This is a genomic window from Desulfosporosinus burensis (genome assembly GCF_054657535.1).
This window is the reverse complement of the sequence record NZ_BAAHYN010000009.1, coordinates 46,938-68,034: the sequence shown is the minus strand read 5'-3', so window position 1 is coordinate 68,034 and position 21,097 is coordinate 46,938. Positions and strand designations below refer to the sequence as shown.

General features: G+C 43.1%; 20 protein-coding genes and 1 pseudogene. 5 read left to right on the top strand and 16 right to left on the bottom strand.

Annotated elements, in window-relative coordinates; genetic code table 11:
- Positions 1-717: 717 nt before the first annotated feature.
- Positions 718-1,422, bottom strand: coding sequence for an ABC transporter ATP-binding protein (locus ACYQ3Q_RS16680; RefSeq protein WP_459929661.1), 705 nt, complete (start codon positions 1,420-1,422; stop codon positions 718-720).
- Positions 1,423-1,502: 80 nt separating this feature from the next.
- Positions 1,503-2,129 (bottom strand): TetR/AcrR family transcriptional regulator, encoded by a 627-nt coding sequence (locus tag ACYQ3Q_RS16675; RefSeq protein WP_459929660.1) that lies wholly within the window; start codon positions 2,127-2,129, stop codon positions 1,503-1,505.
- A gap of 430 nt (positions 2,130-2,559) precedes the next feature.
- Here ACYQ3Q_RS16675 and ACYQ3Q_RS16670 point away from each other — a divergent pair, with 430 nt between their 5' ends.
- Complete coding sequence (locus ACYQ3Q_RS16670; protein ID WP_459929659.1) at positions 2,560-3,117, top strand: hypothetical protein; 558 nt, start codon at positions 2,560-2,562, stop codon at positions 3,115-3,117.
- Between the two features lie 247 nt (positions 3,118-3,364).
- Here the strand turns inward: ACYQ3Q_RS16670 and ACYQ3Q_RS16665 are convergent, their stop codons facing one another.
- Entirely contained in the window at positions 3,365-4,336 is a 972-nt protein-coding gene (locus ACYQ3Q_RS16665) for an MBL fold metallo-hydrolase (RefSeq protein ID WP_459929658.1), read from the bottom strand.
- Positions 4,337-4,585: 249 nt separating this feature from the next.
- Here ACYQ3Q_RS16665 and ACYQ3Q_RS16660 point away from each other — a divergent pair, with 249 nt between their 5' ends.
- Together ACYQ3Q_RS16660 and pdxR are read left to right on the top strand one after the other, a co-directional pair.
- On the top strand, positions 4,586-5,752 hold the full coding sequence (locus ACYQ3Q_RS16660) for an aminotransferase-like domain-containing protein (RefSeq protein ID WP_459929657.1): 1,167 nt from the start codon (positions 4,586-4,588) through the stop codon (positions 5,750-5,752).
- Between the two features lie 133 nt (positions 5,753-5,885).
- Complete coding sequence (gene pdxR / locus ACYQ3Q_RS16655) at positions 5,886-7,439, top strand: MocR-like pyridoxine biosynthesis transcription factor PdxR (RefSeq protein WP_459929656.1); 1,554 nt, start codon at positions 5,886-5,888, stop codon at positions 7,437-7,439.
- Between the two features lie 250 nt (positions 7,440-7,689).
- Here pdxR and ACYQ3Q_RS16650 read toward each other — a convergent pair.
- The 3 genes and pseudogenes from ACYQ3Q_RS16650 to ACYQ3Q_RS16640 form a co-directional block, all read right to left on the bottom strand.
- Positions 7,690-8,446, bottom strand: a pseudogene (locus ACYQ3Q_RS16650) (winged helix-turn-helix domain-containing protein).
- 106 nt (positions 8,447-8,552) lie between these two features.
- Complete coding sequence (locus tag ACYQ3Q_RS16645) at positions 8,553-9,068, bottom strand: nitroreductase family protein (RefSeq protein ID WP_459929655.1); 516 nt, start codon at positions 9,066-9,068, stop codon at positions 8,553-8,555.
- 412 nt (positions 9,069-9,480) lie between these two features.
- Positions 9,481-11,145 carry a ribonuclease J gene (locus ACYQ3Q_RS16640; protein WP_459929654.1) on the bottom strand — a complete coding sequence of 555 codons (1,665 nt, stop codon included), beginning with the start codon at positions 11,143-11,145 and terminating at the stop codon, positions 9,481-9,483.
- Positions 11,146-11,481: 336 nt separating this feature from the next.
- On the opposite strand from ACYQ3Q_RS16640, the gene ACYQ3Q_RS16635 reads away from it, so the two are divergent.
- A complete protein-coding gene (locus ACYQ3Q_RS16635) occupies positions 11,482-11,619 on the top strand; it encodes a DUF1540 domain-containing protein (protein ID WP_459929653.1) in 138 nt (45 codons plus the stop codon).
- Between the two features lie 165 nt (positions 11,620-11,784).
- Positions 11,785-12,303, top strand: a complete 519-nt coding sequence (locus tag ACYQ3Q_RS16630; protein ID WP_459929652.1) for a DUF6125 family protein — start codon at positions 11,785-11,787, stop codon at positions 12,301-12,303.
- A gap of 182 nt (positions 12,304-12,485) precedes the next feature.
- Here the strand turns inward: ACYQ3Q_RS16630 and dapA are convergent, their stop codons facing one another.
- From dapA to ACYQ3Q_RS16580, 10 genes are all read right to left on the bottom strand, one after another.
- Positions 12,486-13,442 (bottom strand): 4-hydroxy-tetrahydrodipicolinate synthase, encoded by a 957-nt coding sequence (gene dapA / locus ACYQ3Q_RS16625; RefSeq protein WP_459929651.1) that lies wholly within the window; start codon positions 13,440-13,442, stop codon positions 12,486-12,488.
- An 86-nt stretch (positions 13,443-13,528) separates the two neighbouring features.
- On the bottom strand, positions 13,529-14,755 hold the full coding sequence (gene dapG, locus ACYQ3Q_RS16620; RefSeq protein WP_459929650.1) for an aspartate kinase: 1,227 nt from the start codon (positions 14,753-14,755) through the stop codon (positions 13,529-13,531).
- Positions 14,756-14,985: 230 nt separating this feature from the next.
- Complete coding sequence (locus ACYQ3Q_RS16615; RefSeq protein WP_459929649.1) at positions 14,986-15,975, bottom strand: aspartate-semialdehyde dehydrogenase; 990 nt, start codon at positions 15,973-15,975, stop codon at positions 14,986-14,988.
- A gap of 89 nt (positions 15,976-16,064) precedes the next feature.
- Positions 16,065-16,655 carry a dipicolinate synthase subunit B gene (locus ACYQ3Q_RS16610; protein ID WP_459929648.1) on the bottom strand — a complete coding sequence of 197 codons (591 nt, stop codon included), beginning with the start codon at positions 16,653-16,655 and terminating at the stop codon, positions 16,065-16,067.
- 4 nt (positions 16,656-16,659) lie between these two features.
- Positions 16,660-17,577 (bottom strand): dipicolinate synthase subunit DpsA, encoded by a 918-nt coding sequence (dpsA, locus tag ACYQ3Q_RS16605; protein WP_459929647.1) that lies wholly within the window; start codon positions 17,575-17,577, stop codon positions 16,660-16,662.
- A gap of 84 nt (positions 17,578-17,661) precedes the next feature.
- Positions 17,662-18,465 carry a 4-hydroxy-tetrahydrodipicolinate reductase gene (dapB, locus tag ACYQ3Q_RS16600; RefSeq protein WP_459929646.1) on the bottom strand — a complete coding sequence of 268 codons (804 nt, stop codon included), beginning with the start codon at positions 18,463-18,465 and terminating at the stop codon, positions 17,662-17,664.
- 112 nt (positions 18,466-18,577) lie between these two features.
- Positions 18,578-18,847, bottom strand: coding sequence for a YlmC/YmxH family sporulation protein (locus ACYQ3Q_RS16595; protein ID WP_034143051.1), 270 nt, complete (start codon positions 18,845-18,847; stop codon positions 18,578-18,580).
- Positions 18,848-18,859: 12 nt separating this feature from the next.
- A complete protein-coding gene (locus ACYQ3Q_RS16590) occupies positions 18,860-19,165 on the bottom strand; it encodes a hypothetical protein (protein ID WP_459929645.1) in 306 nt (101 codons plus the stop codon).
- Between the two features lie 113 nt (positions 19,166-19,278).
- Complete coding sequence (dut, locus tag ACYQ3Q_RS16585; RefSeq protein ID WP_459929644.1) at positions 19,279-19,731, bottom strand: dUTP diphosphatase; 453 nt, start codon at positions 19,729-19,731, stop codon at positions 19,279-19,281.
- A gap of 92 nt (positions 19,732-19,823) precedes the next feature.
- On the bottom strand, positions 19,824-21,092 hold the full coding sequence (locus ACYQ3Q_RS16580; RefSeq protein ID WP_459929643.1) for a M16 family metallopeptidase: 1,269 nt from the start codon (positions 21,090-21,092) through the stop codon (positions 19,824-19,826).
- Between the last annotated feature and the right edge of the window lie 5 nt (positions 21,093-21,097).

Below are 21,097 nucleotides of genomic sequence, written 5' to 3'. Positions count from 1 at the left end.
AACAAGAGCTTTTGCACCGCCACCATCTACAGAAAATGTATCAGTACTATTAGCTGTTGTAAATACCATTTTGTTATTACTATCAAACCCAACTGTGATGTTTGCAAAGGCTCCACCTTCTGCTTGAAGCTTGGCTTGTATGTCTGCTGCAAAGTCATCAGCACCATCGGTTCCACCTGTACTATAATCATTTGTTGCTAGCGAAACTGTCTTTTGCGTTCCGTTAAGAGTAACTGTAAGTTGATTATTTTCAGTTCCTTGTGCATAAGTAGTACTTGTTAATCCAAGTGTTGCTGCTGCGCCACCAGAAATATTTGTTATCGTGCTTGATGTTCCTGATCCATTATTTGTAAAGATCAGTTTATCGGATCCATCAAAGGATGCCGTTATATTACCAGTACCGAAAGCTGTATCTAATTTTGCATTAAGATCTACTAAGAAATCAGCTTGATCTAAAGCTCCGCCTCCTGCACCAGGAGTAGTTAGATCATATGTGGCATTTGCCAAACTAATTGACTTAGTTGTCCCACTTACTGTTAGTGTAAGATCATTGCTAGCTGTTGCTGTTGTCGTTGTTAATGAATCTGTTGGTGCTGCAAGTAAATGTTCTGTTCGACATAGCTGTATAAATGAGCAAGCCTAGGGCGATGACCATAATACAGGCAAAATAGACCCCTTTATTCTCTTTGATATCTCTCCATGTCTTTCTTCTGAGCATCACCATGATATATCCTCGGGACAAAGTGGATGTTCATTGACTTTAACATCATCGAGCAGCCCATCTTTTAAATAAAAAACCCGGTTCGCCATTTTGGCGATTTCTACATTATGGGTAATGATCATCACCGTCTTATGGTATTCACGGTTTAACTTCTGTAATGCTTTTAAAACCTGAATCCCAGTTTGAATATCTAAGGCACCCGTCGGTTCATCACAGAGCAGCAGCTCTGGGTTTTTGACAATGGCCCGAGCAATAGCAACCCTCTGCTGCTGGCCTCCAGAGAGCTGGGATGGAAAATGGTCCGCCCAAGCATCAAGACCTACTTCACGTAAGATATCCATGACGGAGAGCGGATTTTGAGCGATTTCCACTGCTAACCTTACATTTTCGTAAGTTGTGAGATTTGGCATTAAGTTATAATTTTGAAAGACAAAGCCTACTTCATTGCGTCGATAAAAAGTAAGTTCTTGGTTATCGATCTCATGAAGGGGTTGTCCCTTGTAATAAAGCTCACCTGTTGTCGCCTGGGTCATTCCACCGATAATATTCAGCAACGTGGTCTTGCCAGAGCCGCTTTGACCCAATACGACAATGAATTCTCTGTAGAAGATTTGGAAGTTGATCCCCTTTAAGACTTCAATTTCTACTTCGCCAGTCCGATAAACCTTGCGGAGATCTTTTCCTTCCATAAGCACATCCATTACGTCTCACCTCCCAGAAAATATAAACTATCTTGTTCTACGTTTCTTAGTACCTAGTTATTGTATTTAGTTCTTCAATTCTAATCATACATCCCATACTTTAAAATTTCCAAATACTCCATGTACTCTGCCATGATTTTATCGTAATTCTGCAACAAATCTTGTTCCTTACCTTTATAATCCTTGAGATATTTTTCTCCAAGTGCCCCTAAAAAGAGCATAATTATTTCGATGGCCTTAGATGTTTCCACTCCACTACGAAACCTTGAATAATCAATATCCTTAAAAAACATCGGCATAGATTCCTTGGAGACTTGAATGTATTTCTGTTCAATTTCCGCTCGCAGGTCCTGAGGAGAATTCACAAGTCCTTCCATAAACAACTTTACAATATATGGATATTCACGGGCTATTTTAAGCTTAATCACTCCCAGTTCACTCAATCTTTGAAAGATATCCCTCGTCTCAGTTAAGGGGTATTTTTCAAACTCATCAAGCATTTTCTGAATACAGTAATCGACAATATACAAAAATAAACTTTGTTTATTCTTAAAGTAATGAAACAGGATTCCTTTAGAAATTGCAGCTTCCTTAATAATTGAGTTCGTTGACGCCTTATCATATCCTTTATCGGCAAATTCATGGATACAGGCCTTTAAAATTGTTTGCTTTTTATCTTCATGTAGATTTTCAAAATTACGGTACAATGTTATCGCTCCTTGTAAAACTCCTTTTACCAACCGCTTATGATCAACGATGATAGGATTATACACCTCTTTTGACCAAGCGGTCAATACGATTCGCTAGAATTATTTTCTCTTATGGTAGCAATAACCGATTGGAATATATCGTTCTTTTGTTACATAAGCTCGTTGTCATTTAATTTGAACTAATAATATTGCTTGTTCTATAAATCAGATTGCGTGGTAACTAAGACCCCTAAAGTCTAAAAAAAGGTTACGGCTGAGTAAACATGATTGTCGCATAGTAAAATCGGATAAATCTTCCTACTCACTTTAGGTGCTAAGCTAAGAATTTTGTTATAACAATATATTATGGGAACTCAATTCGCCGGCTAAAGACACCTTTATGTGGAAATAACTAAATCACAAATGAATCTTAAAGGGGGCTAAATGCTTGGAAGAGATATTGGTACCCAACCGCATTATTGATTTAGGTCCTGTAGACTTAGTCATTGTATCGCAGTTGGATTCTACTTCAGAGGCCTTAAAGCTTAAGGTTTATGAACGAGAGCACTTCTTCGCGAACCCTAATCCAAGCGATAATCAAGCTCAAATCGCTCAATATTCAATTTGCCCGAGTTGTTTTACACAAGCTATTACTGAAATTCAGAACCTGTACGCAGGGTGGTCTAAAATCGATAAAACTCAGCCTCTGCAAATAATTGGCATTCATAATCAAGATCCTAATACCCTCTTTATCCAATTTTCCCAAGGTGAGCGATTTTTTATCTATCAACGATGTCCTAAGCTAAACCTAGAAATCGTATCCGAAGAATTATTTGGCAAACACCACTTGCGCCAGCGTTCCGTTAGTAGAGATGATGAACAGCATCTTATCTCTATGTTAAGGTTTTTGCCTAAGACAAAAAAAGCGATTAACTTTTATCTTCATAGAATGTCCTCCAGATTCAAACATATTCGAAAACATCTTTCTTTAACTCATTCTAGTTAATTTATTCATTGACGTCGCTTTCCTCAGTATATTACCTTCATAGCACTTGAAAACGCCCTCTATTCTTGTATCAGAAGACATCAAGCAACATAGTATCTGTTATGCTGCTTGTAGTCCCTTTTCAATTAATCAGATGCTCGTAAAGGCATAGTTTGCCCTGCCAACAATATTCAAGATAATACATAAGCCCTTCATGTCCGTGAAACATGAAGGGCATTTTCTAACCATTCTCTGTGTGAAAAAATAATTATACACTAAGGCAATAATTATCGATTCCTTCCTTAGTGAAAACCTTTAATTCACCTTTATAGGTCAAATACACGAGGTGAGCCAAGGTTTCCGCCATGGCGAAACGCAGCTCATGAAAGCTGAGGTCCTGTCTAAAAACCTGTTGGCAGACTTGATAAGCTGTCGCACCACTGCCAATACAGTCTTTCATTTCTTGCAAGCGCGCTTTGTGGTGAGCCTCTAATTGACTGATTCTTTCTTCAACCGTGGAGAACGGCTTGCCGTGAGCGGGCAAAACTAATTTACAATTCAAGCTCCGGATACTGTCGATGGCCAGCAGAAAGTTTTCTAGGGGGTTAGGATCAGCGCCGGTTTGGGGCCACAAACTAATATTGGACGAAATTTCAGGCAAGAGGTGATCCCCTGATAAGAGTACCCCTTGTTCTACATTATAAAAGCAGATATGTCCATCCGTATGCCCTGGTGTCAAGATGACTTGGTATTCGAAATCCCCTATTGTCACCACCTGGCCTGCCTTTAAGGTTGTCAGCTCTGCATGTGGAGATGTATAACGAATCAGGTTATCAACGGAACCGATTGTCTCTTTAACGATATCATTAGGCATGCCATTATCTCTAAACAAGGTGTCCAGCGCATCTAGGATAGCGTATTTACCTTTCCAGTAGCGTTCTATCCGATCGGCATCAATTTCCCCAATATAGACTGGAGCACCTGAGTAATTCTGAAGCCATCCTGCACATCCATAATGGTCCGGGTGAAAATGAGTTAGATAGATTCCTTTAATATCTGAAGGCTTAATAGCATGTTCTTCAAAAAACTGCATCCACCCTTCAACTGTAGCCTCCCGGCTGAGACCCGCATCGATGAGCCACCAACCAAGTGTTCCTTTTACTGCATGACAGTTCACATGATTTAATCTAAATGGCAAGGGTAATTTCACTTTATAAATCCCTAGTGGTTCAAAAATCATCAGCGTCACTTTCTTTCTTTGCTTTCTTACAATAACCGAAAAGTCTAACTACTTATTTCTCCATGCTGCTGCAAATACCTTCCATTTTTTCCGACTGCCCATGATAAAATTCGGGTTAATCTACCTAACATCGACTAACTAGTAGTAGAACTGAATATTGGATGCTATATACAATCATCCAATTGGATGTTTTCAAGTGCCAATCTCGCCCCTATAATAAGTTAAAAACTTGATAGGGGGAACCTAGTTATGCAACATACCTATGCCAAAAGGGTAACTCACATGGAAAATTCAGCGATTCGTGAACTTTTAAAACTTGCTGAACAACCGCACATCATTTCTTTTGCTGGTGGTCTTCCGGCCCCAGAGTTATTTCCACTCTCCGAAATCAGGGAGTCTTATGCTCAAGTTCTTGGAGCAGGCGACCCTTCTGTGCTCCAATACGGAACTACCGAAGGATATTTACCCTTACGTGAGAAGATATCCCACCAAATGCGCGCTAAGGGGATCCCCTCCGAAGCAGATAACATTTTTCTTACCAACGGCTCACAACAAGGATTGGATCTCATAGCCAAGCTATTTCTTGATCCTGGGGATGTAGTGCTCCTTCAAAACCCGAGTTATCTTGGAGCCATCCAAACCTTTCGTAGTTACCAGGCCAATTTTGCGACCATTCCTACAAATGCGGCAGGAATTGATGACATCGCTCTCGAAGTATCTATAAAGCTGAACCGTCCCAAGCTCATTTACCTTGCTCCCACTTATCAGAATCCTACCGGTACCACCCTTACTATTGAAGAACGAAAGGCAGTTCTCCGCGTAGCGAGTAAGTACGGTGTTCCCATAATAGAGGATGATCCCTACGGTGAACTCCGCTATGAAGGTTCTGCCTTACCAGCTATCAGGTCTTTCTCGACCGAGGACGAGGTGATTTACCTTGGTACCTTTTCTAAAACACTAGCCCCCGGACTTCGACTCGGTTGGATCGTTGCTGGAAAGAGCCTGATAGCCAAACTCGTGGTAGCAAAACAAGGGACTGATTTGCACACCAGCACTCTCTTACAAAGGGCTACCCACTACTACCTAACCCATTTTAACGCCAACCAACACATCGAAACGATTCGTCAAGCCTATAAAGTACGCAGAGATCTTATGCTCAGCGAACTCCAGGAGAACTTCTCCAATCAAGCCATATGGACCGAGCCAACCGGAGGTATGTTTATTTGGCTAACCCTACCAGAGAAATATGACACGGTTAACCTCCTGCCCTCTGTCTTGACTGGTAATGTAGCCTATGTTCCGGGAGCCCATTTTTTCACACATGAAGGAAGCTACAGTAGCATGAGATTAAATTTTTCCAACCCTACACCACTGCAAATACAACAGGGAATTAAACTCTTGGCAAATATACTGTAATGCGATGCACGAAGCACGAAGCGCGAAGCACGAGGCACGAATTAAGGGCCCTGCACCCTCGTACCTCGTGTATGCATCATGGCTCACACATCGCGCATCGCGCTTCGTGCATGGAATTGGGGGAAAACGAATCATGAAACTGCACATAGACCGTTCCAGTAAGACGCCGCTTTACTTACAGATCAGGAGCCAGATTCGTCAGCTCATCCTAGCTAATGATCTTCCTCCCGGTTTCCGCCTTCCTCCTGAGCGAAAGCTGGCAACCACGTTAGGCGTCAATCGCACCACCGTGGTCAATGCCTACCATGAGCTGGTAGCCGATGGATTGATTCAGCCACACGTAGGCAAAGGGACCATCGTAAGTCCCCCCCAGCCAGTAGGCCCTGCTCATGACGGTTTTACAAATGCCAACGATTCTGAGACACTAGGTGTGCCTATACAGCCAATATCTTGGCAAAATTTTTATACCAGACAGTCTGAGCGCATGCATAATCCCGTCTTGGCGTCAATATTGGATGAGATTGGTGAAGAGGATCAGATTTCTTTCGCCTTGGGATCGCCAGCAGGTGAATACTATCCGCTTAAGGAATTTGGTCAAATAAGCCAGGACGTAATGCGCCCTGGCAAGTGGCAAGCCTTCGAATACGGACCTACCATTGGACATTATCCTCTGCGCCAATATATAGCAGATTGGCTTAGTCAGAGGGGCATACGCACCCAAGCCCAGACTGTTTTAATGACCTCCGGTTCTCAACAGGGTCTTGATCTTCTAACTAAGGTTTTCTTGGAGCCAGGGGATTACATCGTAATGGAGGAACCTTCTTTCCTTGGAGCTATTGGTGTTTTTAAGGCATCAGGCGCCCATATCCTTACTGTACCATTAGATCAGGAAGGTTTAAGAATAGATGTCTTAGAACAAATCTTAGCACGACATAGGCCTAAATTCATCTACACCCTTCCGACATTCCAGAATCCTTCCGGAATAACCACGAGTCTGGCGCGACGGCAACAGCTTCTTAAATTGGCCTATCAATACCATGTACCTATCGTGGAAGATGATCCCTATAGCGAACTGTTTTACGAAAATCAGCCCTTCCCTTCCCTTAAGTCTTTAGATGAGTATGGACATGTAATCTATCTGGGAACGTTCTCCAAAATACTATTTCCTGGACTTCGCCTCGGCTGGTGTGTGGCACCTACTCCAGTACTAGAGCAATTATCCCTTGCCAAACAGCACGTTGACCTCCATACTAGCACAACCGCTCAGTGGGTTATGACAGAATTTTGCAAACGAGGACTGCTGGACGAACACCTTCTAATCGTAAGAAAACAATATAGATGTCAACGTGATGCTATGGTGACCGCTTTAAAGGAGTTTGCGCCTCAGGGCTTATCCTGGACAGTGCCGGAAGGTGGTTTTTACTTATGGTGTGAACTGCCGCCTGGCATGAAAGCCGCAGCACTGCTTACCAAAGCAGCGGAAAAGAAAGTGACGTTTGTCCCAGGGAATGCCTTTTATGTTAACTCTGGAGGGAAAGACCGGATTAGACTTTGTTTCTGTCGTCATTCGGAAACAACGATTCGAGAAGGGATTTACCGCCTCTGCGAGGCTATTACGGAGATGTTAAATCAATCTCCCCCAGGAGGCACGACTACTCTCACTCGATTTCGAGAACCTTTAGTATAAAGAATAAAGAAAACTTGGCTAGTGCCAAGCGCTGACCAAGGGTGGTCGAGTGTCCTTGAATCCATGACTCGAACAGGACGTTCGAGATTAGAGCGCCGCCATGACTCGAACAAGGACGTTCGAGATTAGAACACCGCCATGGATGGCAAGGCGCCGTGATGGCGAGAAGGGACCCACCCGAAACTTATGCTTCTGACTGGTATAAAAGAAGGGGCCTTGCTTCACACACAAGCAAAGCCCTTCTTTATATTTAGGAATTAAATCGGTATCCCGTTCCCCAATAAAGTCTCGATAAATTCTGGATTTGAAGGGTCTCTTTCGATCTTTTTTCTTATCTTTTGTACATGAACAGGTACGGTTGCACTATCTCCAAAGTATTCATTCCCCCATATAGTCTCGAAAATATGTTCTTTACTAAAAACAATATTTGGATTTGTGGCAAAAAACACTAGCAATCCATATTCTGTTGTCGTCATTTGAACTTCTTTACCATTAACAAAGACTTTATGCGATGCTGTATTTATCTCCAAGCCTCTGTGGTTTATTATTTCAGAAGCTACTGTTTTGCCTTTTAGACGTTCATATCTTGTAATATCGGACTTATCGTCTTTCTCATCAACCTTAATTTGATTAAATACACTTAGTACAAACGCCAGTTTCGTTAATTTCCCTTTAAACCCTCCACATTTTAAATCCCTATTGTTTTGACAATTATTGTGGTGGTTATGATGCATATGTTTCATAAAGCCATGATGCCTATGCCCAGCGCAGCAGTCCTGCATCGTAAACTCGGTTTGGCTTTCATGTTTCACTTTCTTGCCATCACAGTCCAGTTCTGTACTAATTTTGACTTTGGTCTCACCGCTGGAAAGATTCTTTTCAAATTCATTCGTAAAGCCAACTATTTGTAGTTGATCTTTCTTGGCTTCCGCTTGAAAAACGCCACTAATTACCTCCTTCTCTTTCATTATGGAAACTACATCATACATAAGTTTCAGTTTACTCATCTAAACGACCTCCCTGTTTTTTGCTTACAAATTGATTATAGCGGGAGGTTTTAAACTCGTTTTAAAGCAATTATAAAAATTTTATAAAAAGATTCTAAAGTTCTATTTAAAACTTATTCAGATGAACCTTATCAAACCCTAAATCTCCCTCCATATGAGGCGTCTTGGCCTCATCGGGATAGCCTATGGAAATAATTGATGCTACCTTTAGGTTCTCAGGAATACCCAAAATCCTCCGCACATACTGTTCAGCGGTTTCAGTTTCCGTATACTGGCGTTCCCGAATTTGAATCCAGCAAGATCCTAATCCTAAAGATTCTGAAGTTAGATGCAGAATCGTTGCAGCAATGGAAGCGTCTTCTATCCAGACATCACTTATCGTTGGGTCTGCCAAAATTACAATGCCTAAGGCGGCACCCTTCAAAAACCCAGCGCCCTTCTTCGCCAATGCTAATTGAGCCAAAATCTCTGAATCATCTACCACTACAAATTGCCATGGTTGGAATCCTCGCGAGGATGGGCTTAATAACGCCGCGTTCTGAAGTAATTGGACTGTGCTAACGTCTAACTTTGTGGATTTATATTTACGAATACTTCGGCGTCTATAGAGAAGATCCAACATAATTTTACCCCCTATCAAATTTAGATAACCTACTTAAAGCTAATTTGATGATAGACCTTAAATAAGTATACTTATTAAGATTATATTGAACGCCACCGATTATTTTTGCAAGCCCCCCAGGAAAATATTCCATACAAAGGGCTCTATACTATCCAGGGGCAGTACACAACCCTTTACCTTGTCTACCTGGCAGTTTTCGGGCTATCCCTATACAGCCTTATCTTTGGTCTTCTAAGTTTTGAACTTGAAATTGTGAAACATTATCACTTGCCTAGAGCTTTGCAGTAGAAAGCAGATCAAGAACCGAGCTTTAATAATATCTCCGAAGAGCAAGTCATCACTTTTGATAATCCCCCAAAAAAGAGCCTTCCCCTTCACATAAACGTGAAGGAGAAGGCTCTCAAACTATCTACTATTCTACTTCTTGAATAATTGGCAAAATCACAGGTCTCCGACGAGTTTTCTCGTAAAAATGTTTACTCAAAGTATCTCGAATTTGGTTCTTTAAGACCGCCCATTCTGTGACGCGATTCTCCCGACACCTCGCCATTGTCTGCCTTATTTTTTGTTTAGCCTCGTCTAACATAGTCTCGGACTCACGGACATACACAAACCCACGCGTCACAACGTCCGGTCCTGCCACAATGGCTCCGCTTGCACGGCTGATTGTCAAGACGACGATTAGAATACCATCTTGGGAGAGTTGTTTTCGATCCCTAAGCACAATGTTGCCAACGTCTCCAATCCCCAATCCATCGATCAACACCTTACCTGCCATAACCTTGCCGCCTAGAGCAGCACCATGGCGGGTAAACTCAACGACTCCACCGTTTTCAGTGATAAAAATATTCTCCCGTGGAATACCTAGTTGTTCCGCTAGTTGAGCATGTTTGATCAACATGCGATATTCTCCGTGCACGGGCATAAAATATTGGGGTCGAACCATACTCAGCATTAATTTTTGCTCTTCCTGGCTTGCGTGACCAGATACGTGCATTCCTTCTGCCGATTCATAGATAACATTGGCACCCAGCTTGAAAAGCTGATCCACTGTTTTGGCCACAGATTTCTCATTACCGGGAATTGGGCTCGCTGAGATAATCACCGTGTCTCCTGGTTGAATGGCCACATGCCGATGATCATGGTTTGCCATGCGGGTCAGTGCAGACATCGGTTCACCTTGACTACCTGTAGTCAATATACAGGCTTGATTTCCTGGTAAACTGATAATTTCGTCGATATCCATAAGGGTTCCCTCTGGAATATCCAGATATCCGAGTTCCTCGGCAATCCCTACAATATTCACCATACTTCGCCCTACAACCGCTACCTTACGGTTGGTATTAACAGCCGCTGTGATAGCCTGTTGAAGACGATAGACATTCGAAGCAAAGCTAGCAAGGATCACTCTATCCTTAGCATTACGAAACGCTTCGTTAATCATTTCCCCCACATGACTTTCGGACGGCGTAAATCCGGTTCTTTCCACATTCGTACTGTCTGATAAGAGGCATAAAACTCCCTTATCACCGAGTTCCGAGAATTTATGAATATCTAGGATTTCCCCCGATACTGGAGTATGGTCGAGTTTAAAATCCCCGGTCACAACGATAGTTCCTAAGGGCGAATGAATGGCAATTGCTACTGCATCTGGGATGCTATGGTTGACACGAATGAACTCAATTCGAAACACTCCCAGCTTAATCACATCACGTGGCTGTACAACAGTAGCATTGATATTGTTCAAGTTATTCTCTTTCATCTTGGACTGAATAATCCCTAAGGTCAAGCGAGTTCCAAATAAGGGTACATTTAAATCCTTCAACAAATAGGGTAAGGCACCGATATGATCTTCGTGTCCGTGTGTGAGCAAAACTCCTAGCAGCATTTCTTTGTTTTCAATCAAATATGAGTAGTCAGGTATCACAATATCAATACCGAGCATGTCATCGTCAGGGAATGCTAATCCGGCATCAACAAGCACCATTTGATTATCATAGCGGATTACTGTCATGTTCTTTCCGATTTCTCCAAGGCCACCCAATGGAATAATTTGTAATTTATGCTCTTTCGGCAAATAAATCCCTCCTGTTTAATTCTATCTCTCGCATGTGCCTAAAAAGCTAAGGCATCCCCGTGATTTCTTTCGAAGCCCAAAATAAAGACAACAAAAAGACGCGAAATAACATAACGAACACAATGACGCCCAAGCATTCGCCAGTATTTCGATTATCATCTATGAAACTAGCCGCACAATAAAGATAATATATTATAGCGCGAAAAACGAGGGCTGGCAAGTTACTTCAACTTCACTTAAAACATCTACATTCCTCTATCTGACAGATACTACGTATAAATTTCTAGAATTCGGGAACTATAGAAACAATGCTGTCTAGAAAGGTGGATAAAAATCATGACCAATGTTATTTGTTCTGCAGTCAAATGTAGCCATAACGAGGATGGACACTGTCAGCTTGAGACCCTTAGCGTTACTTCGAGCTTGATGGACCGTGAAGCAGAGTGCGCTTTCTACGAACCTGGAAATAAATAATTCTGCGACTTTTTAATTTTAAGACTTCATCGTTAAAGTCATCGCCCTTCAAGGTGATGACTTTAATTATTTTAGAGGCAGGAATTTCAAGGCAAGCAGAGAATGCTTTTATTATAAAACATGCCATTTATTTCTACCTAAGGTAAAGGAAGAAGGGTGACTCGAATGTTAAACTCTAAAGAAGACCTTACCCTAGAACAAGCTCATGCGCTCTTGGAGGACTTTGCTAAGCGTTGGTTGGCCCACGATGGGCTTTGGTTCCAAGCCATTGAGCAAGCGCACGGAATTGAAGAAGCGGTTGGGCGTGATGTTGAAGCTTGGCGAAGGTTTACGGTCCTTGAAGCTAAACGCGTGATGGCCTTTTTGGGGTTAACTAAGAATGGGGGACTTGACGCACTGGAAAGAGCTTTGAAATTTAGGCTTTATGCCTTTCTAAATGAACAAGAAAGCTTTAGACCAAATGATCATACTTTGATATTCCACATGAAGGATTGCCGTGTCCAGTCAGCCCGGAAACGTAAAAATCTTCCCGACCATCCTTGTAAACCCGTAGGAGAGGTTGAATACTCTTTATTCGCTTCTACGATTGACCCTCGGATAAAGACGACTTGTATTGCATGTCCACCAGATCCCCACCCTGAAGAATTCTATTGTGGATGGAAGTTTACTCTCATCGAAGATTAACTCAGGATATAAAGAAAACCTGATAATTTCTGACCAGTAATCGAGATAGAACCCCTGCTTGTTGTAGCAGAGGTTCTATCTTATTTTATATATTACGGGTTTTTTTAATAATTTCTTTGTTACCTTGACCTGACTATCTAGTCTTGAATTTGATCACCTTGTCTATAACATTATAGACAGCTCTAAACAATTGGCTGACCCAATTCAGAGGCTACCTTCAATTCGGAAAACACGTGTGCTTGTTTGTTAGTATTACTTACTTTCATCAGCTTATGATCACTCATAAGCTTTTCAAGAAACTTGATCTCTTCGTTTGTCGCGTCGACTAGTGGAAGGCGAACTTTCCCGGCTTTAATCCCGATCATATTCAGTATGGTTTTAATAGGAACCGGGTTTGCCGTAATAAATATGCCTTTGAAGACTGGAAAGAGTTCAAGATGAGATTTTGTTGCTTGGGCCGTATCTCCGGCAAACCAGGCATCCACCATTTCTTTCATTTCATCTCCAATGATATGAGCTGCTACACTAACGATTCCGCTGCACCCTAAGGCTAACATGGGTAGGGTCATCGAGTCATCCCCACTGTAGACCGCAAAATCAGAAGGCAACAATCGCTTTAATTCACTAACTTGATCCATCGAACCCGCTGCTTCTTTTAATGAGGTAATGTTGGGGATTTCAGAAAGCCTTTTCACAGTCTCAGGCAATAAATTAGCTGAGGTCCTGCCTGGTACATTATAGAGCATCAAGGGTAGAGACGTTGCCTCAGCAATCGCCTTAAAGTGCTGATACATCCCCTCTTGAGAAGGTTTGTTGTAATAGGGTACAACGGCCATCAGTCCATCTACGCCCGTTGTCGCAGCCTTGCGGGCGAGCGCAATACTGGAATTGGTAGAATTGGACCCGATCCCTGCGATGACGGTTGCTTTTGAGCCCAGAGCCCCTTTCACTGCCTTAAAAAGCTCTATTTTTTCCTGATCCGTAACCGTTGGAGATTCTCCCGTCGTTCCACAAACCACAACCCCATCTGATCCATGGGCGATTAAATGCTGAGCTAAGCGTATAGCTTCTTGATAGTCGACTTCTAACGCTTCATTCATGGGAGTTACCATGGCTGTCAAGATTCTTCCTAAAGACATCTTTCTCATCCTTTCTCCCCACTTTTGTTTTAATCTAATCAGTTCCGAGACACCCACTTTTAGCAAGTGGTTTTCTTATTTTGCTTCTAAACTTCTAATTTGAACTTTCTGTGTAAAGCCTGTACTGCTGTCACCATATCTTCCTTATGAACTAGCACCCAGATCGTTGTATGTGAATCAGCCGATTGCAAGATGGTCACACCTGCATCGGATAGCGCTTCAACCATATCAGCCATGACACCTGGTACGCCAGCTATTCCTGCTCCTACAATAGAAACTTTAGCACAACTGGGAACAACGTCCGGTAAAAAACCCATATTCTGTAGAATACTAACGGCCTTGGCGGCGATCTCGTCTGAAACCGTATACAGCACTGCTTCCGGTTGTACACTGATAAAATCTACGCTAATGTCTGCTAGCGCCATTGCTTTAAAGATTCGTTTATCCGTTAGATGAATGTCGGGATCATTCAACGTTAAAACTCGAAGTTGAGTAACACTTGGCGTGTGGGCAATTCCGGCAATAATACGGTCGCTGGTAATATCCGTTCCCACTTCACGATCGGGATGCATATTAGTAACCAAGGTTCCCGGTGCATCCGAAAAGGTCGATTTAATTCTCAGCGGTATATTTCGTTGCATAGCGATCTCTACAGCACGTGGGTGTATAACCTTAGCCCCCTGATAGGCCAACTGACATATTTCGTTATAGGTGACCGTATCTAAAATTCGAGCATCTTCAACAATTCGAGGATCTGCGGTCATAATTCCCTCAACATCGGTGTAGATATCGATTGTTTCCGCATCGAGCGCGACCCCCAGGGCGGAAGCCGTCGTATCGCTTCCTCCTCGTCCAAGTGTTGTAATCTGACCACTCTCCGTGACTCCTTGGAATCCAGTCACGACCACCACTTTACCTTCCGCCAATTGTTCGAGTATCTCTCCTGGCTCAACCCTAATAATTCGGGCATCCCCAAAATCATTATTCGTAATAATTCCTGCTTGCCCTCCTGTAAAGAGAACTGCTTTTAGTCCCATACTATTTAACGTGCTCACCAAAACTGTTCCAGAAATCACTTCTCCACAACTCATCAGAAGATCTAACTCTCGTTTTGGCAAATCCGGATGTATCCCTTTTACCATGTTCAGAAACGTATCCGTTGAATAGGGGTCTCCAGAACGGCCAATAGCTGAAACGACAATCACCGGAGAATATCCGCTATGAACAGCCTCTGAGACTTTGGAGGCCACCAGGGCCCTCAGCTCTGCAGTAGCTAGGGAGGTTCCACCAAATTTTTGGACTACAATACGCAACTCCAACCCCCCATTTCGTGGTTCGAGGTTCGATATTCGTGGTTCGAACTTCCAGCCTCGAACTTTTATCTTTTACTTGTAACTTTTTTCTTCTACTTCTAATCTCTATACAAAGAACTTTAGACCACTAAATCTGAGCTTCTAGCCACATGATCGTGTTGATAGCCTCAAACACAGGCCTTTCAGACTTCATTTCGAACCACGTCCTCGGACTACGAACTACACTAGGATTAAAGTAAAAGCTCGGCAATTTGCACGGCGTTCGTTGCCGCACCTTTACGTATTTGATCTCCAGCCACCCATAAGTTGAAGCCCTGAGGGATGGAAAAGTCTTGACGCAAGCGCCCTACATAGACTTCGTCCTTATCCGCACTAAACCAAGGCATGGGGTATTGGTCCTTCCCTGGATCATCGATTACAATAACGCCAGCAGCTTTACTCAAGGCCTCCCGAATTTCTGAGACACTGACTAACCGATCCGTCTCCACGTTGATAGACTCAGAGTGACTACGGAATACTGGTACCCGTACCGTTGTGGCAGTGATCGCCATATTGGGTACGTGGAATATCTTTTGAGTTTCCTTCACCATCTTCCACTCTTCTTTGGTATAGTCTCCCTCTTGAAATACATCAATCCGCGGAACAAGGTTAAAGGCAATTTGATAGGGAAAAACGGAGGATTTGAGTTCTTCTCCATTAGACCAAGCCTTAACCTGTGCTTCCAGTTCCTCAATGCCTTCGCGTCCGGCTCCAGACACTGCTTGATAAGTTGAAACAACCACCCGACGGATTCCAGCTAAATCAAAAATCGGCTTAAGTGCCACTGCCATAATAATGGTGGAACAATTAGGGTTGGCAATAATCCCTTTGTGACTGAAGACATCTTCTGGATTAACTTCAGGCACGACAAGCGGCACTTCTGGGTCAAGCCGAAAGGCACTGCTATTATCAATGACCACTGCTCCACTGTCCACAGCAGAACGGGCATATTCTGTACTAGCTGATCCACCGGCAAAGAGAGCAATGTCTATCCCCTTAAAACTCTCGTGAGTCGTCTCCTGAACCTCAAGTTCCTGACCCTGCCATGTAATGCGTTTTCCTGCAGAACGCTTTGATGCTAACAACCTTAGTTCATTAACCGGAAACTTCCGCTCAGCAAGGATTTTAAGAAACTCTTGTCCTACAGCGCCTGTGGCGCCAACAATTGCTACATTAGACATTACTTATGTTCCTCCTTAAATTTGTCTGGAATCAGGCCTAGTGGGCAAGGTGCCCTACGAAATGGCAAGGCACCTTAGGCTGCTGCATGTTACACCCGGTAATCCACAAGGACTGGTTGAATTTGCTTTCCCTCACAGGCCATGAGGATTGTTTCTGGAACTCGATTCATATGTGCCACGAGAGAATTTGCCTTAACGACCGGATTATCTTGCCCAAAGGGTACCAAGTAAACATTTTTCGTAATGAGTAAGGTCCCAATATTACGAGCATTTAAGCCGAGCCCATCGTTGGTCGAAATCGCCAAAACTACAGGTCTCTGATTTCGAAGATGAGATTTTGCTGCCATGAGCACGGGTGTATCTATAATTCCGTTAGCCAATTTTGCGAGGGTATTTCCTGTACATGGAGCAATAACCACACAATCAAACATCTTGGTGGGCCCAATCGGCTCTGCTTCAGGAATCGTATTAATCAATTCCTTATGCGTAATCTCCCGAAATTGCTGCTTCCATTCTTCTGCTTTTCCAAATCGTGTGTCAGCGTTATCAACAGAATAAGAAATGATTGGCGTTAGTTCTGCCCCTTCTGCAATTAAATGTTTCATGACCTGAATAATTTCATGGATTGTACAATGTGATCCTGTGATCGCAAACCCAATTTTTAACCCCTCAAACTTCATCCTTTCACACCTCCACTTTACAAGTAGTGTTCACTGTGGTCAAGTGACGAAGAATAAGTTGCGGATAAATTTGAGCTAGAATTCGTCCGGCGGTTTTCGGAGCTACTATACCCGGAAGACCCGGAGCAAGAAGAGCTTTAATACCCAGCATCTGGGCGTATTCAAAATCCGTCCCTCCCGGAATTGATGCCAAATCCACGATGACCGCATCCTGCGCAACCTTCTCTAACATCATGCGATCTAAAATCGGATAAGGAACCGTGTTAAAAATTAGTTCCGCACGACCGATCTCATCCATCAGATCGACTAAATGTACAGCATGAAGTCCCATCTCTACAGCGCGTGCTAAATCCGAAGGCTTTCGAGTAACCCCGGTCACATGTGCTCCAATGCCTTGTAACATACGGGACAGAGTCCAACCACACCGCCCTAATCCAATGACGAAGCTTTGACTACCATGAATCGTAATCGTTGTAGCCTCCATTGCCATTTGAATGGCTCCTTCTGCGGAAGGAATAGAATTAAGGATAGCCAGTTCATTTAGGTTAACGGTTTCTATTAATTGGATACCTAAATTGTCTGCAATCGCCCGCAAAGCTGGTCGCGCGAAACCTATGATCAGTGGTACCTGCACTGGTATAGATTCCAGAACTTTTTTGTTCAAAACAATAGGTGAATCAGAGTATTTGGCTTTGACAACCCCACGTTCGTCAGTGCCGAACATCGGAAAAAGCAACGCATCCACTTGGCCGACTGCCTCTTCAAGCGATGGCGCAAGTGTCAATCCCGAAATGGGAGAAGCCTTTTCGAATCCGACCCCAACTATGTAGGCTCCCAGTTTCTGAAGTTCAGAAATTAAATAAATTTCACGCTCGTCTCCTCCGATTACCGCTAAACGAATTCCTTTAAGACCCGCACTCATTTTATTGCCCCCTTTGAGACAGTGTCCCATTGACTACTATCCATTATATGAGGGTATGCAGGCTGCGGTTACGCTCAAAATAATCTAATCGAGGAAATTATCGAGCCCAATCACGAGATCCGTTAATTCTGCCGCTTTGCGAATACTCAATATAATTCCTGGCATGTAGGTCTCTCTGGAGAATGCATCATGTCGAATGCTTAAAGCTTGCCCTAACCCTCCAAATAAAACTTCTTGATGAGCGATTAAACCCGGCAAACGCACAGAGTGAATATGAATCCCACCAAGATCGGCACCTCGAGCTCCAGGGAGTTTCTCGTACTCATTCGGGTGTCCCTGAACCATAGGTTTACGGACTTCTAATATCCCCTCAGCTGTTTTCAAAGCCGTCCCCGATGGAGCATCAAGTTTTTGATCATGATGCATTTCAATAATATCAACATTGGGGAAAAACTTGGCCGCTTCCCTAGCAAATCGCATCATTAAAATTGCGCCGATAGAGAAATTGGATGCGATGAACGCCCCCACCCCTTCTTTTTCAACAAGGACGCGGATTTCCCCAATCTCTGCTTCATCCATACCAGTTGTTCCTACAACTGGTACCACTCCTGCCATAATTGCGATTTTTGAATTTTTTAAGACGGATTGGGGATTTGTAAAATCAACCAAGACATCCGCCCGTGTCGAACGTAAGATTTCTTGATCAAGGGGGCCAGTGATATCCACACCCACTCTCGGAGCGCCAATAACAAAGCCTATATCCATTCCCTGATGTCTGGTATCAGAAGCTCCAACCAGAAGGAGATCATCTTCTTTTAAGAGAGAGCGGATCAGTTCTTGACCCATTTTTCCACATGCTCCAGATACGAAAACTCGAATTTTTTTCAATGAAACCCCTCCTGCAATGATAAGGCAAAAACCCCGTTGCATAATGCAAGGCGGGGTTACAGCTTTTCCATTCATTTTATTGGGTATCTGGTTCTCTGTCAAATTGAATTTTTTAACGAATCCTTTCAGATCTATTCTGTAAATCGATGATAATGACCTCAGACCCTACTTTTTTAATCGTTTGCCAAGGGATCACCAGAGTTTCACGTTCGCGATCTCCTTTTGATCCCCAAAAGCCTGAAAATCCTCCCCGTGAAGTAAGAATAATCGCCTCAACAGAGCCACTTAAGGAAATATCCAGATCCGCATCCCCTACTAAGCCTAGTTTCGCTCCATCATACAAATTAATAATTTCTTTACCAGCAAGATCACTTAAAAGCATCCTATCCTCTCCCTATTTCCGCAATCTCGTCCAAGCTTTCAATCCGAATGGTTGTAGAATGGCCAGCAATAAGGAAAACGCCGCAAGTGGCTCAACGAAAAATTCGGATTTACTCCACCAATCTTCCGGTATTTTCAAGAAGGAGAATAAAAGTTCTAGTGATAGGTAAATTCCACCTGCCGTGCCAACTAATTGGCTTAAGACAGTTGCAAGTTGATTTGGTGTAGTCTGAGATGATCGCCACATCATCCTATACTTTCGTTCCCTTACTGAAAGGACAATCCCCATGATCAAAAGCACAACCCCAAGGGCTTGCATCTTCACTCCCCCTCAGGGGATTGTATGAACTGACAAACTTGCGTAGAACATGAAACCCTAAAAAATGAAGTTAAAACTCACCCTCAAGTAAGTTTTCCTATCTCTAAAAAGGTTTATATTCCCGTCGAGCCAAACCCACCCGCTCCTCGGGGTGTTTCCTGAAGTTCAGCAACGTCTACAAAGTTCGCGTGGAAAATCGGCATAAATAGCATTTGGGCTATCCTATCCCCAGGCTTAATAGTCACAGGTTGGGTTCCCAAGTTTTGAATCAAGATCTGAATTTCTCCACGGTAATCCGAATCAATCACACCCACACCGTTTGTTAAACCTATGCCGTGTCGACTTGCTAAACCACTCCGCGCAAAGACCAGTGCTACAACAGACTGACTTGGGAGCTCAATAGCCAGTCCTGTTGGAATTTTAACATTTTCTCCTGGGCTCACCGTGATGGGTTCGCTGAGATCCGCGCTAAGATCCACACCTGCGGAGGCAGCCGTCGCGTATGTCGGAAGGGCCAAGGAATTATTAGCCATTCTTTTTACCTTGACCGTGATAGAGTCTGACATTAAAAAAATCCTCCTTGACATAAGCGAAGTTCGATGTTCGCTATTCGAACCACGAACTTCGAACTTCGAACTTCGAACTTCAAACCACGATTTTATTCCCAGCCTATTTTCTCTAATAAATCGGAAAGTACCACTTCATGCCCCGCTGGGCCTAGTGTCATGACACTAATTTTATCTTTTTGCCAGAGGCGCCCTACGACGCGCAAAACATCTTCCAAGGTTACTCGACTGAGTTTTTCTACGACTTCCTCTGGGGATAGTACGCGGTTATAGGTAAGTTCTGTCTTGCCCAGTCGACTCATCCGACTGCTTACTGCTTCTAGACCAAGATATAGGCCGCCTTTTATTTGCGCTTTTGTCCTGTCTAATTCCTCTGCACTAATCCCTTTTTGTTTTATATTCATTAGCTCTTCTAGAATACACTCGATGACTTCTTTAGTATTCTTGGGACTCGTACCCGCATAGACCGCGAATAACCCCGTATCAACATACGTAGAATGATACGAATATACGGAATAGGCTAATCCACGCTGTTCACGAATCTCTTGAAATAGGCGGGAGCTGAGCCCTCCACCTAAAATATTATTAAAAATATGCATAGCATAGATATCCTCATCATCTTGGCTGAGACCTGGTACTCCCAAGATAATATGCATCTGTTCTGTTTCTTTCTGTTGATAATGTTCCACTTTAAAACCTGAGGGAGTTCCTTCAATTACCCGACGTCCACCTCTCTCAAATGTCCCGAATTGAGTGGATAGTTTCTTCACGACTTCATCATGCTTAATTCTTCCCGCCACAGCGATCACGACATTTTCGGGGGCATAGTGTTCTGAAAGGAAATGCATGATTTTTTCTCGACTCAAAGACCTAATGCTCTCCTCTGTCCCTAAGATTGGTTTTCCTAACGGATGATCATTCCAAACATGTTCTGAAAAGATATCATGAATTATTTCATCCGGGGAATCCTCATACATCTTTATTTCTTCTATTACTACGTTCTTCTCTTTTTCGATTTCCTTTTCATCAAAGAGCGAGCAAAAGAACATGTCGCTTAAAACATTAATGGCTAGATCAAGGTCCTCGTCCAGAACTTTTGCGTAGTAACAAGTATATTCTTTCGTCGTAAAAGCGTTTAATTGACCACCAACAGCCTCGAGGGATTCCGCTAAGGCACGAGCACTTCGATTTTCAGTGCCTTTGAAAAACATATGTTCAATAAAGTGTGAGATTCCTTCATATCCTTCAAGTTCATCCCGAGAACCAGCTCCCACCCATATCCCAAAAGCGGCGGAACGCACATGTTCAATTTCTTCCGTAATGATCCTAACTCCATTAGGTAACAGTGTTTTTTGATACAACTAAT

Coding starts and splice junctions, on each gene's coding strand:
- ACYQ3Q_RS16680 (WP_459929661.1), bottom strand. CDS start 1,422: ATGGATGTGCTTATGGAAGGAAAAGATCTCCGCAAGGTTTATCGGACT.
- ACYQ3Q_RS16665 (WP_459929658.1), bottom strand. CDS start 4,336: ATGATTTTTGAACCACTAGGGATTTATAAAGTGAAATTACCCTTGCCA.
- ACYQ3Q_RS16660 (WP_459929657.1), top strand. CDS start 4,586: ATGCAACATACCTATGCCAAAAGGGTAACTCACATGGAAAATTCAGCG.
- pdxR (WP_459929656.1), top strand. CDS start 5,886: ATGAAACTGCACATAGACCGTTCCAGTAAGACGCCGCTTTACTTACAG.
- ACYQ3Q_RS16645 (WP_459929655.1), bottom strand. CDS start 9,068: ATGTTGGATCTTCTCTATAGACGCCGAAGTATTCGTAAATATAAATCC.
- ACYQ3Q_RS16635 (WP_459929653.1), top strand. CDS start 11,482: ATGACCAATGTTATTTGTTCTGCAGTCAAATGTAGCCATAACGAGGAT.
- ACYQ3Q_RS16630 (WP_459929652.1), top strand. CDS start 11,785: ATGTTAAACTCTAAAGAAGACCTTACCCTAGAACAAGCTCATGCGCTC.
- dapA (WP_459929651.1), bottom strand. CDS start 13,442: ATGTCTTTAGGAAGAATCTTGACAGCCATGGTAACTCCCATGAATGAA.
- ACYQ3Q_RS16615 (WP_459929649.1), bottom strand. CDS start 15,975: ATGTCTAATGTAGCAATTGTTGGCGCCACAGGCGCTGTAGGACAAGAG.
- ACYQ3Q_RS16610 (WP_459929648.1), bottom strand. CDS start 16,655: ATGAAGTTTGAGGGGTTAAAAATTGGGTTTGCGATCACAGGATCACAT.
- dpsA (WP_459929647.1), bottom strand. CDS start 17,577: ATGAGTGCGGGTCTTAAAGGAATTCGTTTAGCGGTAATCGGAGGAGAC.
- ACYQ3Q_RS16595 (WP_034143051.1), bottom strand. CDS start 18,847: ATGCTTTTAAGTGATCTTGCTGGTAAAGAAATTATTAATTTGTATGAT.
- ACYQ3Q_RS16590 (WP_459929645.1), bottom strand. CDS start 19,165: ATGCAAGCCCTTGGGGTTGTGCTTTTGATCATGGGGATTGTCCTTTCA.
- dut (WP_459929644.1), bottom strand. CDS start 19,731: ATGTCAGACTCTATCACGGTCAAGGTAAAAAGAATGGCTAATAATTCC.